General features: G+C 62.9%; 17 protein-coding genes. 7 read left to right on the top strand and 10 right to left on the bottom strand.

Translation table 11 applies throughout. The annotated features are described in order from the left end of the window. Nucleotides 1-8 precede the first annotated feature (8 nt). Nucleotides 9-317: an NIPSNAP family protein gene (locus V1286_RS11320; protein ID WP_108518412.1), complete on the bottom strand. Its 309-nt coding sequence runs from the start codon at nucleotides 315-317 to the stop codon at nucleotides 9-11. 214 nt (nucleotides 318-531) lie between these two features. Here V1286_RS11320 and V1286_RS11315 point away from each other — a divergent pair, with 214 nt between their 5' ends. The 3 genes from V1286_RS11315 (at nucleotide 532) to V1286_RS11305 (ending at nucleotide 2900) form a co-directional block, all read left to right on the top strand. Further along, nucleotides 532-1230 (top strand): ArsR/SmtB family transcription factor, encoded by a 699-nt coding sequence (locus tag V1286_RS11315; RefSeq protein ID WP_334385871.1) that lies wholly within the window; start codon nucleotides 532-534, stop codon nucleotides 1228-1230. Between the two features lie 305 nt (nucleotides 1231-1535). After that, nucleotides 1536-2561, top strand: a complete 1026-nt coding sequence (locus V1286_RS11310; protein ID WP_334479605.1) for an alpha/beta fold hydrolase — start codon at nucleotides 1536-1538, stop codon at nucleotides 2559-2561. 84 nt (nucleotides 2562-2645) lie between these two features. After that, the gene (locus tag V1286_RS11305; RefSeq protein WP_108518213.1) at nucleotides 2646-2900 is read left to right on the top strand and encodes a GCG_CRPN prefix-to-repeats domain-containing protein; all 255 of its coding nucleotides are present in this window, start codon (nucleotides 2646-2648) and stop codon (nucleotides 2898-2900) included. A gap of 195 nt (nucleotides 2901-3095) precedes the next feature. Here the strand turns inward: V1286_RS11305 and V1286_RS11300 are convergent, their stop codons facing one another. Next, complete coding sequence (locus V1286_RS11300) at nucleotides 3096-3437, bottom strand: twin-arginine translocation signal domain-containing protein (protein ID WP_334479604.1); 342 nt, start codon at nucleotides 3435-3437, stop codon at nucleotides 3096-3098. Nucleotides 3438-3678: 241 nt separating this feature from the next. After that, entirely contained in the window at nucleotides 3679-3993 is a 315-nt protein-coding gene (locus V1286_RS11295) for a hypothetical protein (protein ID WP_334479603.1), read from the bottom strand. Between the two features lie 221 nt (nucleotides 3994-4214). On the opposite strand from V1286_RS11295, the gene V1286_RS11290 reads away from it, so the two are divergent. Continuing rightward, entirely contained in the window at nucleotides 4215-5462 is a 1248-nt protein-coding gene (locus tag V1286_RS11290; RefSeq protein ID WP_334479601.1) for a glycerophosphodiester phosphodiesterase family protein, read from the top strand. 115 nt (nucleotides 5463-5577) lie between these two features. On the opposite strand, the gene V1286_RS11285 is transcribed toward V1286_RS11290, so the two are convergent. From V1286_RS11285 to V1286_RS11265, 5 genes are all read right to left on the bottom strand, one after another. Beyond that, entirely contained in the window at nucleotides 5578-5925 is a 348-nt protein-coding gene (locus V1286_RS11285; RefSeq protein ID WP_334479600.1) for a hypothetical protein, read from the bottom strand. 82 nt (nucleotides 5926-6007) lie between these two features. After that, a complete protein-coding gene (locus tag V1286_RS11280; protein ID WP_334479599.1) occupies nucleotides 6008-6997 on the bottom strand; it encodes a Bug family tripartite tricarboxylate transporter substrate binding protein in 990 nt (329 codons plus the stop codon). 214 nt (nucleotides 6998-7211) lie between these two features. Next, nucleotides 7212-8006 (bottom strand): hypothetical protein, encoded by a 795-nt coding sequence (locus V1286_RS11275; RefSeq protein ID WP_334479598.1) that lies wholly within the window; start codon nucleotides 8004-8006, stop codon nucleotides 7212-7214. A 277-nt stretch (nucleotides 8007-8283) separates the two neighbouring features. Next, nucleotides 8284-9543, bottom strand: a complete 1260-nt coding sequence (gene ftsZ / locus V1286_RS11270) for a cell division protein FtsZ (protein WP_334479596.1) — start codon at nucleotides 9541-9543, stop codon at nucleotides 8284-8286. Between the two features lie 51 nt (nucleotides 9544-9594). Beyond that, a complete protein-coding gene (locus V1286_RS11265) occupies nucleotides 9595-10092 on the bottom strand; it encodes a hypothetical protein (protein WP_334479594.1) in 498 nt (165 codons plus the stop codon). A 243-nt stretch (nucleotides 10093-10335) separates the two neighbouring features. Between V1286_RS11265 and V1286_RS11260 the strand changes: the two genes are divergently transcribed. The 3 genes from V1286_RS11260 (at nucleotide 10336) to V1286_RS11250 (ending at nucleotide 11722) form a co-directional block, all read left to right on the top strand. Further along, nucleotides 10336-10545 carry a hypothetical protein gene (locus V1286_RS11260; protein ID WP_334479593.1) on the top strand — a complete coding sequence of 70 codons (210 nt, stop codon included), beginning with the start codon at nucleotides 10336-10338 and terminating at the stop codon, nucleotides 10543-10545. A 145-nt stretch (nucleotides 10546-10690) separates the two neighbouring features. Continuing rightward, nucleotides 10691-11041, top strand: coding sequence for a cupin domain-containing protein (locus V1286_RS11255; RefSeq protein ID WP_334479592.1), 351 nt, complete (start codon nucleotides 10691-10693; stop codon nucleotides 11039-11041). A gap of 225 nt (nucleotides 11042-11266) precedes the next feature. After that, nucleotides 11267-11722 carry a VOC family protein gene (locus tag V1286_RS11250; RefSeq protein ID WP_334479590.1) on the top strand — a complete coding sequence of 152 codons (456 nt, stop codon included), beginning with the start codon at nucleotides 11267-11269 and terminating at the stop codon, nucleotides 11720-11722. Between the two features lie 136 nt (nucleotides 11723-11858). On the opposite strand, the gene V1286_RS11245 is transcribed toward V1286_RS11250, so the two are convergent. Continuing rightward, on the bottom strand, nucleotides 11859-12527 hold the full coding sequence (locus V1286_RS11245; RefSeq protein ID WP_334479588.1) for a Fic family protein: 669 nt from the start codon (nucleotides 12525-12527) through the stop codon (nucleotides 11859-11861). Next, a complete protein-coding gene (locus V1286_RS11240) occupies nucleotides 12527-12700 on the bottom strand; it encodes a hypothetical protein (RefSeq protein ID WP_334479585.1) in 174 nt (57 codons plus the stop codon). The genes V1286_RS11245 and V1286_RS11240 overlap by 1 nt, the downstream gene beginning before the upstream one ends. Nucleotides 12701-12722 lie beyond the last annotated feature (22 nt).

Here is a 12722-nt window from a genome sequence, read left to right as displayed (position 1 = left end):
CAGACGCCTCACGCCACGACCTTGCGCAGGAAGGTCCGCTCCTCAGTGAGGATGAACTTGTTCTCCTCGGCGAAATTGAAATTGGCCATGCCCTCGCTGTCGGCGCGCAGCCGTGCGCGGTAGCTTTCATAGGCGGCGAGACTCTCGAACGAGATCAGCGCAAACGCGATGTTGTTGGTGCCCTCATGCGGCATCCAGTAGCCGAGCAGGTCGCCGCCGCATTTCGGGATGATGGTGAGCCAGTTTTTTGAGTATTGCTCGAACTGGGCGCGTTTGAACGGATCGAGCTGGTAGCGGATGAAAACGGTGATGGTCATGGCGAATCTCCGATGGTTCCACGTCATTGCGAGCGCAGCGAAGCAATCCATCGCGCAACACGCGGATAGATGGATTGCTTCCGCCTTCGCTAAAGCTACGGCGGACAAGTCGTCGCTTCGCTCCCTTGCGCAAACGCTTCGCGTTTGTCGCAGGCAATGACGGCAGAGAGAATACCCGCTTGCCCGACGTCAATGCTTCGGCTATCATCGAACTATGAAAGCAGGCCCCGATATCGCCATGGTCGCCTCGCTCGTCGGCGATCCCGCGCGTTCCAACATGCTGACCGCGCTGATGACCGGCCGCGCGCTGACCGCGAGCGAGCTGGCGCACCAGGCCGGCATCACGCCGCAGACCGCGAGTTCGCATCTGGCGAAACTCGAAGCCGGCGGCCTGATCGAGCCTGAAAAACAGGGCCGTCACCGCTACTACCGCCTCACCGGCCCCGACGTCGCGCATGTGCTCGAAGGCCTTGCGGGCCTTGCCGAGCGCGCCGGTCACACCCGCGTGCGTACCGGACCGAAAGAGCCGGCGCTGCGGCGGGCGCGGATCTGCTACGACCATCTCGCCGGCGATCTCGGCGTGCAGATGCTCGACAGCCTGCGCAAGCAGCGGCTGGTCCGGCAAACAAAACAGGACATCGAACTCACCGGCGAGGGCAAGCGCTTTATGGCCGAGGCGCTGCAGATCGACACGGAGGCGCTGGCCCATCCGCGCAGGCCGGTCTGCAAGGCATGCCTCGACTGGAGCGAACGCCGCCATCACCTCGCCGGCACGCTGGGGGCAGCCGTGATGAACCGGTTCACCGAACTCAACTGGGCAGCGCGCGATCCTGCGCCGGGCAGCCGCGTCGTGAATTTTACGCGCACCGGCGAAAAGCGGTTCGCCGCGCTGTTTGGCAGCGAGCCGGCCTAGCGTTCCCACCTGGAAGGAATTACGCCGGCTTGGCCTCGTGGTTCTCCCGGCGATGCGGAGCCTCGTCCGAAGACGGCGTGGAGCCTGTCATTACTTTGCGAGACTTTGCGAGCGCAATTGCGCTCGTCATCACTTTGCGAGCGCATTGCGCTCGTCATCGGGCCGCGCTACGCGCGGACCCGCTGGCGCCTCCTCACCATGAGGGTCGACCAGCTCATGCTCTCGCCAAAACGTGAAATGGAAAGTCTTTACACTGCGCGACGTCCGCATCAATACGCACCTGCCTTCAGAACAGGAGCCTTGGGATGCGACGAACATTTGTTGGTGTGCTGGCAGCCGCCTTGTCCGTACTGTCGCTGTTGCCTGCAATCGCAGCGGAAACTGAGCGACCCGCTCAACGCGAGCCCTACGGCATCGGGCTCGAGGGTTTTGCCTATCCCTACCCCGTCCACCTGTTGCCGCTGGTGAACGACGGCGAACAGGTGCGGATGGCCTATATGGACGTAGCTCCCGCGCAGCCGAACGGCCGCACCGTGGTGCTGCTGCATGGTCGCAATTTCCCATCGAGCTATTGGGCGCCGGTGATCAAGACGCTGAGCGATGCCGGCTATCGCGTGGTGGTGCCGGACCAGATCGGCTTCGGCAAATCCTCCAAGCCGCAAGGCGACCTGCATTTCGATACGCTGGCGCGCAACACGATCGCGCTGCTCGATCATCTCAACATCGCCAAGGCCGACATCGTGGCGCATTCGCTCGGCGGCATGCTCGGCGTGCGTATCGCGCGCGCCTGGCCCGACCGGATCGCGCATCTGGTGCTGACCGCTCCCATCGGCCTGGAGGATTATCGGCTCTACGTGCCGCCGACGCCGACCGAGAAGATCTTGGAGAACGAGGACAAACTCACCGCGGACGGCTATCGCAAGCAGCTCGAGACCAACTACGCGCTAAAGCTGCCGCCCGAACAGGTCACACCGTTCATCGACGCGCGTTTCAACATCAAGGGCAGCGCCGAATATCCGCGCTGGCTGCGCGCCTTCGTCAGCTCGGCGCAGATGATCTACCGCGAGCCCGTCGTGCACGAGATCCCGCTGATCACGCAGCCGACGCTGTTCGTGATGGGCGCCGACGATCACAACGCGCCGGGACGCGCGAATGCGCCGGAGGCGCTGCGCGCGAAAATGGGGCAGAACGCCGAGCTCGCCAAAGCGCTCGCCGCCAGGATGGCCAAGGGCCGGGCCGAGGTGGTGGCGAATACCGGCCATCTGGTATTTTTGGAGGCGCCGGCCAGATACAGCGAACTGGTGCTCGGATTTCTGGCCGTCGCCCCATGACAAATCACGACATTCATGTTCCATTCAGGTGTTCGTGACTAGGTTCCGACCGTGCCGCCTTGCGGCCAAGAACGGGAGAAAACATTGAAGTACCTTTTCGCAGCAGTTTTGGCCCTGGGCACCGTTGCCAGCTTCAGCGCGGCGGAAGCCGCAGGCGGATGCGGCCCCGGCTGGCATCGTGGCCCCTATGGCGGCTGCCAACCCAATCGGCGGGCCGTTGTGGTTCGTCCAGGCCCGGTCGTCGTGGTGCGGCCCGCAGCTCCGGTCGTCGTGGTGCGGCCCGGCCGCGGTTGCCCTTACGGCACCGTGTGGCGGTATGGACGCTGCCGCGCTTACTGACATTCCCAAAGTATGACAAAAGCCCCGCTCGCGCGGGGCTTTTTTTATTCCTTGCAAGCCCGTTCCGATAAAATCGGAACGGGCTTTCAATTTTTGATTTGACGCGTTTTCTTGACGCGAACCGGTCTCCACCCACGGATCAAGTCCGAGGGCATGCTTCGCGGGAAAACGCTCTGAACAATCCCTGACGGCGACTTACCAGTAGTAACGACGACGGCGCCAGTAGCGGCGGCGCCAACGACGGCGGCGATGCCAGCCCCAATACCTGCGACGCCAGCGGCGGCGGCGCCAACCCCAGTGCCGGCGGCCCCAGCCGCGATGACGGCCGCGGCCACGGCCCCAGCGCACTTCTTCGGGTGTGAGGCGATCGACCTCCTCGCCCGACGTGACGGCGGGTTGGGCATCAGGATTGACGGGCAGTTTGGCGTCGTCAGCGAGCGGCGCCGGCATCAGCGGCGCGGCCTGCGCGCTCGCTGCAAGCGCGACACCGCCCGCGGCAAATCCAAAGGCGAGTTTCAGAAAGTGGCGGCGTTCCATCACATCTCCTCCTCCGTCTGCTGGGTGCGAAGAAGAGAGTTTCAAGCTGCCTAGATGAACGCGCGGTGAACTGCGCGTTCAGCTTTGCCGCGAACGAAGCCGATCCGGAATTATTTTCGTAGCGCTGCTACTCGCAGCGGAACATTTGTCGCCGCTGCGGCATTTCTGCATCGTGCGCGCGTGTGATCCGGCTTCGCTCTGCGAGCTACGCCGGACAAGCTTCGCGGGAACGACTACCGTCTTACGCCACGCGCTCCTCGGCAAGCACCAGCACATCACGCGTGCGCGTCACGTCCGGCCAGTCGCGGTTGAAATCAGCGATCAGGCGCTTCATCTCCGGCCCCTCGATCGCGCGGTCGAGCGCAGTCTTGTCGGGGAATTGGTACATCGCCTGGTGCAGCGATGGATCGGTGAGGCTCCAGTAGCGCCATGCCTTCACGGCCCCGAACGATTTCATCGCATCCGGCAGATGCTCGCGTGAATACCAGGTGTCGAATGCTTGGCGCTTGGCGGGGTCAGCCACGGTGGCGCGGACGACGAAAAAGGCTGCAGGCATGATTTTCTCCCAGGAATTGTTCTTGTAGGGTGGGCAAAGCCAACGGGTCGCGCGAATGCGCGCCCGATGACAGGCTCCGCGTGCCCACCATCCATCAACAACGGTGCAAGACATGGTGGGCACGCTGCGCTTTGCCCACCCTACACACCTTTCAACACGCAACTGTCACATGCTCCGTGATATCAAGGCCGCACGCAACGCGTTATCCGAGGGATCACCCTATGCCTGCCCGCCATCGCTCCGCCCTTCTCGCAGCCCTCTGGCTGTTGACGGCGGCCGTTCCCGCCCTTGCCGACGACATCATGCTCCCCCGCGAGCCGCAGATCGGGCCGCGGCCATTTTACCTGGTCGACAAGATGAAGGACGGGCCGCTGAAGCAACAACTCAGCCAGTGCACCGGGCCGTTTCGCAAGACCGACTTCTCCATCGGCCACCGCGGCGCGGCGCTGGAATTCCCAGAGCATACGAAAGAGTCCTATGTCGCGGCCGCCCGGATGGGCGCCGGCATCATCGAGTGCGACGTGACCTTTACCAAAGACCGCGAACTGGTCTGCCGCCATTCGCAGTGCGACCTGCACACCACGACCAACATTTTGACGGTGCCGGAGCTTGCCGCCAAATGCTCGCAAGGATTCAGCCCGGCCGATCCCGCCACCGGCAAGAAGGCCTCGGCAAAGTGCTGCACCTCTGACATCACGCTCGCCGAGTTCCGTCGGCTCACCGCGAAGATGGACGGCTTCAATCCGGATGCGAAGACGCCGGAGGAATACCAGAACGGCACGCCGCGCTGGCGCACGGATCTTTACGCCAATTCCGGCACGCTGATGACGCATGACGAGAGCATCGCGCTGATCAAGAGCCTGGGCGCCAAATTCACGCCGGAATTGAAAGCGCCGGAAGTGCCGATGCCGTTCGACGGCGATTACAGCCAGGAGAAATACGCTTCGCAAATGCTGGACGCCTACAAGAAAGCCGGCATTGCCCCGGGCGATGTGTTTGCGCAAAGTTTTAATCTCGCCGACGTGCTCTATTGGGTGAAGACCGAGCCGGCGTTCGGGGCGCAGGCGGTGTATCTCGAGGACCGCTACGAGAAGCAGGGTCTCGATCCCAATAAGCCCGACACCTGGAAACCCTCGATGGCGGAATTGAAGGCGCAAGGCGTCGCGATCCTCGGCCCGCCGATCTGGACCATGCTGACGCTGAACGACAAGCGCGAGATCGTCCCCTCCGAATACGCCAAGGCCGCGAAGGCCGCCGGGCTCGACCTGATCGGCTGGTCGCTGGAACGCGACGGCCCGCTGCACAAGGGCGGCGGCTTCTATCACAAATCGATCAAATCAGTGGTCGATCGCGACGGCGATACGCTGACGGTGCTGGACGTGCTGGCAAAGCAGGTCGGCGTGCGCGGCATGTTCTCGGACTGGCCGGCGACGACGACGTTCTATGCGAGTTGCACCGGGATGAAGTGAAGAGGCTTCGTAGGGGCAAAGGCGCATATGCGCCGTGCCCACCATCTCTGTGAGGCAGCAAAAGCGGTGGGCACGCTTCGCTTTGCCCCCCTACGCACTGCCTTTGCGAGGCACGTCAACTCAGTTTCATGGGGCTATCCCCGACCACCCGGAGATCGATCCTGCCGATCAGATCCGAACGGAGCGCCTCGGCGGCGCTGATGGCGTCGCTGGTCTGCCGCAGCGTGCTGACATTCGATCCGAGCGACACGATTCCACCCAGCACCGCGGCGATCGACCCGAGGGCAACGACCTGACTGGACCCGAACAGGCCGAGCATCATGACGAGCAGCAAGGCTGCGCCGCCGGCGATGGCCACCTTGGAAAACAGAATGATCTTTCGGCATCGCTCCGAGACTTCGGCAAGCTCCTCAAGCCGCTCCTCGATGAGCGAAATCTCGTCGGTCGGGTCGTCCTCAGCCATCACATTCAAGATCGAGCACCAAGCGGTTTCGTAGGGTGGTTAGCGTAAGCGTACCCACCCTACCCGCTGGTCGGCTTTCGCGCTAGACGGGCTCCAGGCCGAGCGCCTGCGCGCTCTCGATCCAGGTCGGCAATTCACGCTGATACAGGGCGTTGCTTTCCTTGAAGCCGAGCGCCGGATCCAGCACGAAGGTAGAGAGAACTTCCTTCACCTTGGGATCGCCATTGGCCGCCACGCACAGTTCCGCCAGCCGATCGACGATCGGTTGCGGGGTCGCCTTTGGCAACGCCCAGCCGGTGAAGCCGCTTACCGTGAAGAACTTCGATGTCGCGCCTTGTTCAGGCAGGGTCTTGATATCAGGGATCGCGGCGACCTTCTTCGAATGCACCGCGAACACAACGCCTTTATTGCCTTGCAGGACGGTTTGGGCTGCCGTGTAGCTGCCCATCGCGACATCGAGCGTGCCGTCCAGCAGCCCCGTCCACATCGGCGCCTCGCCCCGGTAGTGGATCGGTTCGATCTTGAGATCATACTGCTTGTTGAGTTCGTTGATCGTCATGTGCGGCACCGAGCCCGCGCTGTAGGTGCCGAAGTTCACTTGCCCCTTCTTGCGCGCGAACGCGACGAAATCGTCCAGCGTCTTGACGCCGGACGCCAGGCTCGCGACCAGCGGCAGCCCGGCGCCCGGGATGATGCTGACGAGGGTCAGGTCTCGATCCATGTCGTAGCCGGGGTTCTTCATCATGACCCGGTTCATCACATAGGTGGTCGAGATGGAGCACAGGATGGTGTGGCCATCCGGCGCCGCGCGCGCGACTTCCGCCGCGCCGATCGAGCCGGAGGCGCCCGCCTTGTTTTCGACGACGACGGTCTGCCCCACCTGCCTGGAGATGAAATCGCCGAAGGCGCGCGCCAGCAGGTCGGTCTGCCCGCCCGCCGGGTAGCTGCAGACCATCCGGATATTCCGCGACGGCCACGCGGCTTGCGCCGAGGCGCTGCGCGCGAGCAAAGGCATCGCGGCGGCCGCCGTACCGGCAGCGATGAAGTGACGGCGATTGATTCTCACTGACATTGATTCCTCCCTGATTTTTCAAGGGAGCGTAGCGCATCGTCCGGCTACCGCCACATGCCAAGGCCGGGACAGATTGGCGCACTTAACGAAATTCGCGTCAGGCGCGCCAACTCAATGAATGGTATTTGCGTCGGCTATATTCCGAGCGCTGGAAAATATTGCGACCAGCGAGAGAGGCGACACAGCCTTCGGTGGACGGCGGCGCCTGTGAAAACTACTGTTGTCGGGCCTGCAACTGCACTGGCGCCCGCGCTTGCTTCGGCGGAAGCGTCGACACGGGTTTGCGCGCAGCGTTGGCAACCCGCCGTGGCGGATTGGCTGATGTAGCAGCAGGTGTCGCGGCAGATGCCGGCACTGATGTCCTGAGCCGCAGATTCTGCTCGGAGGCGCTGGAGATCGCGCGCGCCATTTGTTCCTGGTGTTCTTGGCCCGCCTTGAGCTGTTCGGCAGTCCTGGCATTTTCGCGGGCCAATGCTTCCTGGGCGGCCTTGAGCTGCCCGATCTCCTGCTGCACGCTTGCGAGATCACGCGCCATCGTTTGGAGCGACTGCGTCACCTCGGGTGGGATCGCGGCGGGTGCCGCGTCTTGCGGCGCGATCGGAGCCGGAGGTGACAATTGCGAAATGGCCGCGTCCGCCGCAGCCACCTGAACAGGTGGCGGGCTCTGCTGGGCGGCGAGCTCCGGTGTTGCCGACGGCAACGACGAAGCCAGTTGCGGCGCCCACCGCGAGATCATCTGCCTGGCCGTCTCGCCATAGGACTGCGAAGCGAAAGCAGCAAAACAGATGCCCGCTGTCAGCAGCAGGCCCATGAAGCCGCGCAGCGCCGGCCTGCCACGCGACGGCCGACGAAGCTTGCTCACGGCCTGCTTCCGCGCGGCATCGTCCTCCATCCTGGAAATCTGTTCATTGACACGCGCGAGTTGCTCATCCGCGCTGGCGATCTGCTCATAAGCATGTGCGAGCCGTTCATCGGCGCGCGCGACCAGCTCCAAGTCTTGCGTGGACAATCCTTGCGTAGACAGTCCTTGTGTGGACAGTCCTTGCGTGGACAGTCCCGGACTAACATCGCCCGGACTGACATTGCGAGAATCGGTTTGCTTGGTGTTCGCCGAGGACTCCATAGGCGCCTCCTCCCAGTTTTGCCGTCAACTGAACGGGCGATCGTCGGATTGTGGACACTCCCTACCGCCGTTTTGACCAAAGCAAGGCTGGAGGATGGAAAGTATAGGGCAACAGCCCTTCAGGAACCGCCTGGGAGAAGACCAGGGCCCGCGGCAGCACGGCTCAGTTCGCCTTGCGGCTCAGGAAGGCCGGGATATCGAGAACCTTTTCCTCGACCGGGTTGCGTACGGGCGCGGCGCGGCCGAACGGATCGAGGCGCTGCGGCGCCGCCGGCCGCGCATGTTCCGCGACCGGCCTTGCCGGTCGCACTTCGGGGTGGCGGGCCACCGGGAGCATCGACGGATTCTCAAATCGCGGTGGCGATACACTGCGCTCGATCCGCTCTGCGGTTCGGCGCCTGTCGTTGCTCAGCCGGCTGGCGAGGTCCGTCAGTGAGCTTTCCGCCGGCTGGCGCTCGCGCGCCGCGCCGAGATTATCGATGCCGGTCGCCACCACCGAGACGCGGACGACGCCGTCGAGGCTGGCATCGAAGGTGGCGCCCACGATGATGTTGGCGTCCGGATCGGCCTCGTCGCGGATGCGGGTGGCGGCCTCGTCAACCTCGAACAGCGTCAGGTCCCTGCCGCCGGTGATGGAGACGATCAGGCCGCTGGCGCGCTTGATCGAGGGATCCTCGATCAACGGATTGGAAATCGCGGCCACCGCGGCGTTGAGCACGCGCTTGTCGCCGGAAGCCTCGCCCCTGCCCATCATGGCCTTGCCCTTCTCGCGCATGACCGAGAGAACGTCGGCAAAATCGAGATTGATCAGGCCTTCCTTGACGATGAGGTCGCTGATGCAGGCGACGCCCGAATAGAGCACCTGATCGGCCATCGCGAAGGCATCCGAAAATGTGGTCTTCTCGTTTGCGACCCGGAACAGGTTCTGGTTCGGGATGATCAAGAGGGTGTCCACCTCCTTCAGCAGTTCCGCGATGCCGGCTTCGGCGTAACGCATGCGGCGCTGGCCTTCGAACTGAAATGGCTTGGTGACGACACCGATGGTGAGGATACCGAGTTCGCGCGCGGTCCTGGCGATAATGGGGGCGGCACCTGTGCCGGTGCCACCGCCCATGCCGGCGGTGACGAACACCATGTGCGCGCCGTTCAATTGCTCACGGACCGCCTCGATGGCCTCTTCCGCTGCCGCGCGCCCGATGTCGGGCTGCGCGCCAGCGCCAAGACCGCCGGTCACCTGCCTGCCCATCTGGATGACGCGCCCGGCCTTCGAACTGGTGAGCGCCTGGGCATCGGTATTGGCAACGATGAAGTCGACGCCTTCGAGCCCGGCCTCGATCATGTTGTTGACGGCATTGCCACCGGCGCCGCCGACCCCGCATACAATAATGCGCGCCTTCAACTCGCGGATATCAGTGCTAGACATTCTTGCCCCACGATTGCTCCGCGACGCTGCGGAATGAGAAGACTGGGATAGCTACCCACGTGCCGCCTTGCGGTCTGATTCCACCAGGGTCGCGGCGAGCTGCCCCAGCCGGCGTTCCGTCTTGTCGATCGAGCTGTCAGTTCGGGCACGGGCCCGCAGGACTGCCACCTCCCCCTCAAGCCGCGCAGCCGCCTCTCGGGCGGCCGTGGTCTCGGCAGCCGCATGCAGCAGCTCGGTCACCAGGCGTTCCGCGCGCTCGCGTTCGCGCTCGAAATCGGCGCGGTGACCGGCGGCCATTGCTTCGAGCTGCACGATCTCGGCCTGCAGTGCCACGACCTTGGCCGTCAGCTGGGCGACGGCGCCTGCCTGGCGACGGCCCGGCGGCTGTGGCGTGTGCCTTATTTCGGCGAGATCAACGCTCACCAGCGCCTTGCCGTCGTCCGACAGCGAGCGCGGCAGCCGGAGCCGCCTGGCAAGCGAACGGGCGGCCACGGGCGAGATGTTCAGGCGGGCGCCGAGGGCGTCATAGGTCAGAGTCTCAACGGACATCGGCTGTTCTCCCCGAACGAACCGGGCGGTAATCCGCTAGTGGTAACAGGCAATGACCGCAGGCTAGGCCGGCATGGTTAACAGAGGGTTAACGGAGCGAGCGGCGCGCCGCCGATGCGGAGCCTGCCGCGGCAGCCGTGACCATCTGACCTCGCTCGCGGGCGACGATTGAGCGCGTCGAAAGCTGGCGCGGGATCAACAGGTTGCGGTATATTTGGGGATAGCGGCTGAGGCGCGATGCCCATGGACGACGAACAACTCGCTGACCTGCACAGATTCCTTGCCGAGTACCATCGAAAGCTCGCCAAGGACGCCGTGCTCGACGTCGTGCAACAATATCACTCCGACCTCGCGCAGCGACTCGCGGACGAGGCCGCGCTGATACCGAGGCGAACGGCGATCGCGCAGCGCCTTCGGGACGGCGAGCAGCAGAAGAAGAACAATCTGGAGTGATGAGGCGCGGCGCGGCAGTCTCAGCTTCATAGGATGGATAGAGCGGAAGCGAAACCCATCCTACTGCCCATTTCGTGAAGGCCAGCGCAAGGCTATCATCGCGCATCACCACGCGTTGGGGACGGATGATCCGAGGGAGGCCGTCATGAACCAGCCGCAGCCAGTCAAGGACGCCAGTCCGCTGTACGAAGTCGAGCGTCGCGCCGAGCACGCCGCACGCCCCGGCTTTCGCATTACGGAGTTGCAGCTCTCCGCAACCCAGAAGGTGCCGTGGCACACCCACACCAATGTGTCAGATACGTTTTACGTCCTGGAAGGCCACATGCGGCTGTTCCTGCAGGATCCGAAAGAGGAAGTGAATTTGCAGCCCGGCGAAGTCTATGTCGTCAAACCTGCGCGACCGCATCTGGTGACCAACGGCGGCACGACGTCGCTCACCTTCCTGGTTCTGCAAGGGGTCGGCGAATACGATTTTGTTCCGCTGGTGTCGCGTTAGGCTGAGCATGATGTCGAGGAATGCTCCGCGCGATCTGCAGAAGCGTGCGCCTGCGCGCGCACGCAAAACCATCGCGTCATCGTGATGACGCGGAACCCGCGACCCTGCCGTCGCGGCAATGAACCTGTCACACTTTCTACAAACAACCGCGTGAAAATCCAAAGGAACAAGGGGGAATGTTGGGTCGTTCTGCTGCAGGCGTCATCCAAACCAGAGGAGACAGCTATGGCAACTAAAGTAAAACCCGTTCCTGAAGGATATCACACCCTCACGCCCTATCTCGTCGTCGACGGCGCGGAAAGGATCGTCCAGTTCATGAAGAGCGCATTCGGCGCACAATTCGTGTTCGAGCCGATGATGCGGCCCGACGGCAAGATCATGCACGCGGAGCTCAAGATCGGCGATTCCGTCGTGATGATTTCCGATTCTTCCGAGCGCGCAAAGGCCACCTCGGCCATGCTGCACCTCTACGTGCCCAATGTGGATGCGGTTTACCAGATGGCGCTGAAGGCCGGCGGCACGTCGGTGATGGAGCCTTCGGACATGTTCTATGGCGATCGCAGCGGCGGCGTGACGGACCCGGCCGGCAATCACTGGCACATCGGCACCCACGTCGAGGACGTTTCGCCTGCCGAGCTCAAGAAGCGCGCGACGGAATTCATGAAGCAGCAGGCAGCCTAGCGCCCTCGCTGTAGAACAATGCGGGGCGGGTTAGGCGCAGCCGTAACCCGCCCCGCACCCGTTGCCACGGAAAGATGGCGGGTTACGCTGGCGCTAACCCGCCCTGTACCTACGCGCTGCGCGCTAGGCAACGAGCCTACTCAGGCAGCCTCCCGCCCGCGGCCTGATAGAATCCCGCCAATTGCTTCGCAAGCAATGTAGCTAAGAGATCCTCCATCTTTGACACGTCGATTTTTCCTTCGCGACACGCCGCATCAGCCGCATCGAGCGCTTCGAAATAGGGATTACGATTATCGACGATCTGGTCGGGAATAGTCGGTGTGCCTGGCAGTATTGCTCCCGCTCGAATTGAAAGCACGACGTAAGATACTATTCGCGAGGTCCGCCCGTTGCCATCGGCGAATGGATGAATCCAGTTCAATCGCCACATCAAATATGCCGCGAGATGGATCGGCGTGCTCTCATTCCAACGATCGTTGACATAGTCGCACATGTCTTCGACCAATTCGGGAACTAAATGCGCACCGACTGGCTCATGCTTGCTGCCTTCGATGGCAACGCCTCCGGGTCGATAGTTTCCCGCATAGGCGCTGATCCCCGCAAGCGCTTCTCGCTGCAATCCAAGTATAAGCGAGGGACGAAGCTTGAACGAACCTCGGTCCAGCGAGCTATGGATAGCGCCTATCGCTGCGTCATATTGGCGGAAGCCATTTCGTGCTTCGGCTGCAGCTTTAGCTTGGGGATCAGAAATAAGTTCAGGCTCAAGCGCGCGGCTATCTCGCCGGTCACGCTCGCTGCCCGTCATTACTTTTCCTTGGCCAGCTTTTCAGCTTCGCGATCGACCATCTCTCGCGTAATTAGCTCATTTTCAAAGTGAGTATTGCCGTAGACAAAGCTTCGTCGCTGTTGTTCCCGATGTTCCGCGGTAGGCTTGGCCGTCTTAGCGGCTTCAATGAGCTTTTTCAGATCGTCAGTCATGGCGATAGTATACTCGAATCGA

Source organism: Bradyrhizobium algeriense (genome assembly GCF_036924595.1).
In the GTDB taxonomy this organism is placed as follows: Bacteria; Pseudomonadota; Alphaproteobacteria; order Rhizobiales; family Xanthobacteraceae; genus Bradyrhizobium; species Bradyrhizobium algeriense.
The sequence above is the reverse complement of the archived record's forward strand: the minus strand, read 5'-3'. Positions and strand labels throughout refer to the sequence as shown.

Excerpts from the sequence above, each read along its gene's own strand:
- V1286_RS11320 (WP_108518412.1), bottom strand. The coding sequence starts at position 317 with ATGACCATCACCGTTTTCATCCGCTACCAGCTCGATCCGTTCAAACGC.
- V1286_RS11315 (WP_334385871.1), top strand. The coding sequence starts at position 532 with ATGAAAGCAGGCCCCGATATCGCCATGGTCGCCTCGCTCGTCGGCGAT.
- V1286_RS11310 (WP_334479605.1), top strand. The coding sequence starts at position 1,536 with ATGCGACGAACATTTGTTGGTGTGCTGGCAGCCGCCTTGTCCGTACTG.
- V1286_RS11300 (WP_334479604.1), bottom strand. The coding sequence starts at position 3,437 with ATGGAACGCCGCCACTTTCTGAAACTCGCCTTTGGATTTGCCGCGGGC.
- V1286_RS11295 (WP_334479603.1), bottom strand. The coding sequence starts at position 3,993 with ATGCCTGCAGCCTTTTTCGTCGTCCGCGCCACCGTGGCTGACCCCGCC.
- V1286_RS11290 (WP_334479601.1), top strand. The coding sequence starts at position 4,215 with ATGCCTGCCCGCCATCGCTCCGCCCTTCTCGCAGCCCTCTGGCTGTTG.
- V1286_RS11285 (WP_334479600.1), bottom strand. The coding sequence starts at position 5,925 with ATGGCTGAGGACGACCCGACCGACGAGATTTCGCTCATCGAGGAGCGG.
- V1286_RS11280 (WP_334479599.1), bottom strand. The coding sequence starts at position 6,997 with ATGTCAGTGAGAATCAATCGCCGTCACTTCATCGCTGCCGGTACGGCG.
- ftsZ (WP_334479596.1), bottom strand. The coding sequence starts at position 9,543 with ATGTCTAGCACTGATATCCGCGAGTTGAAGGCGCGCATTATTGTATGC.
- V1286_RS11265 (WP_334479594.1), bottom strand. The coding sequence starts at position 10,092 with ATGTCCGTTGAGACTCTGACCTATGACGCCCTCGGCGCCCGCCTGAAC.
- V1286_RS11260 (WP_334479593.1), top strand. The coding sequence starts at position 10,336 with ATGGACGACGAACAACTCGCTGACCTGCACAGATTCCTTGCCGAGTAC.
- V1286_RS11255 (WP_334479592.1), top strand. The coding sequence starts at position 10,691 with ATGAACCAGCCGCAGCCAGTCAAGGACGCCAGTCCGCTGTACGAAGTC.
- V1286_RS11250 (WP_334479590.1), top strand. The coding sequence starts at position 11,267 with ATGGCAACTAAAGTAAAACCCGTTCCTGAAGGATATCACACCCTCACG.
- V1286_RS11245 (WP_334479588.1), bottom strand. The coding sequence starts at position 12,527 with ATGACGGGCAGCGAGCGTGACCGGCGAGATAGCCGCGCGCTTGAGCCT.
- V1286_RS11240 (WP_334479585.1), bottom strand. The coding sequence starts at position 12,700 with ATGACTGACGATCTGAAAAAGCTCATTGAAGCCGCTAAGACGGCCAAG.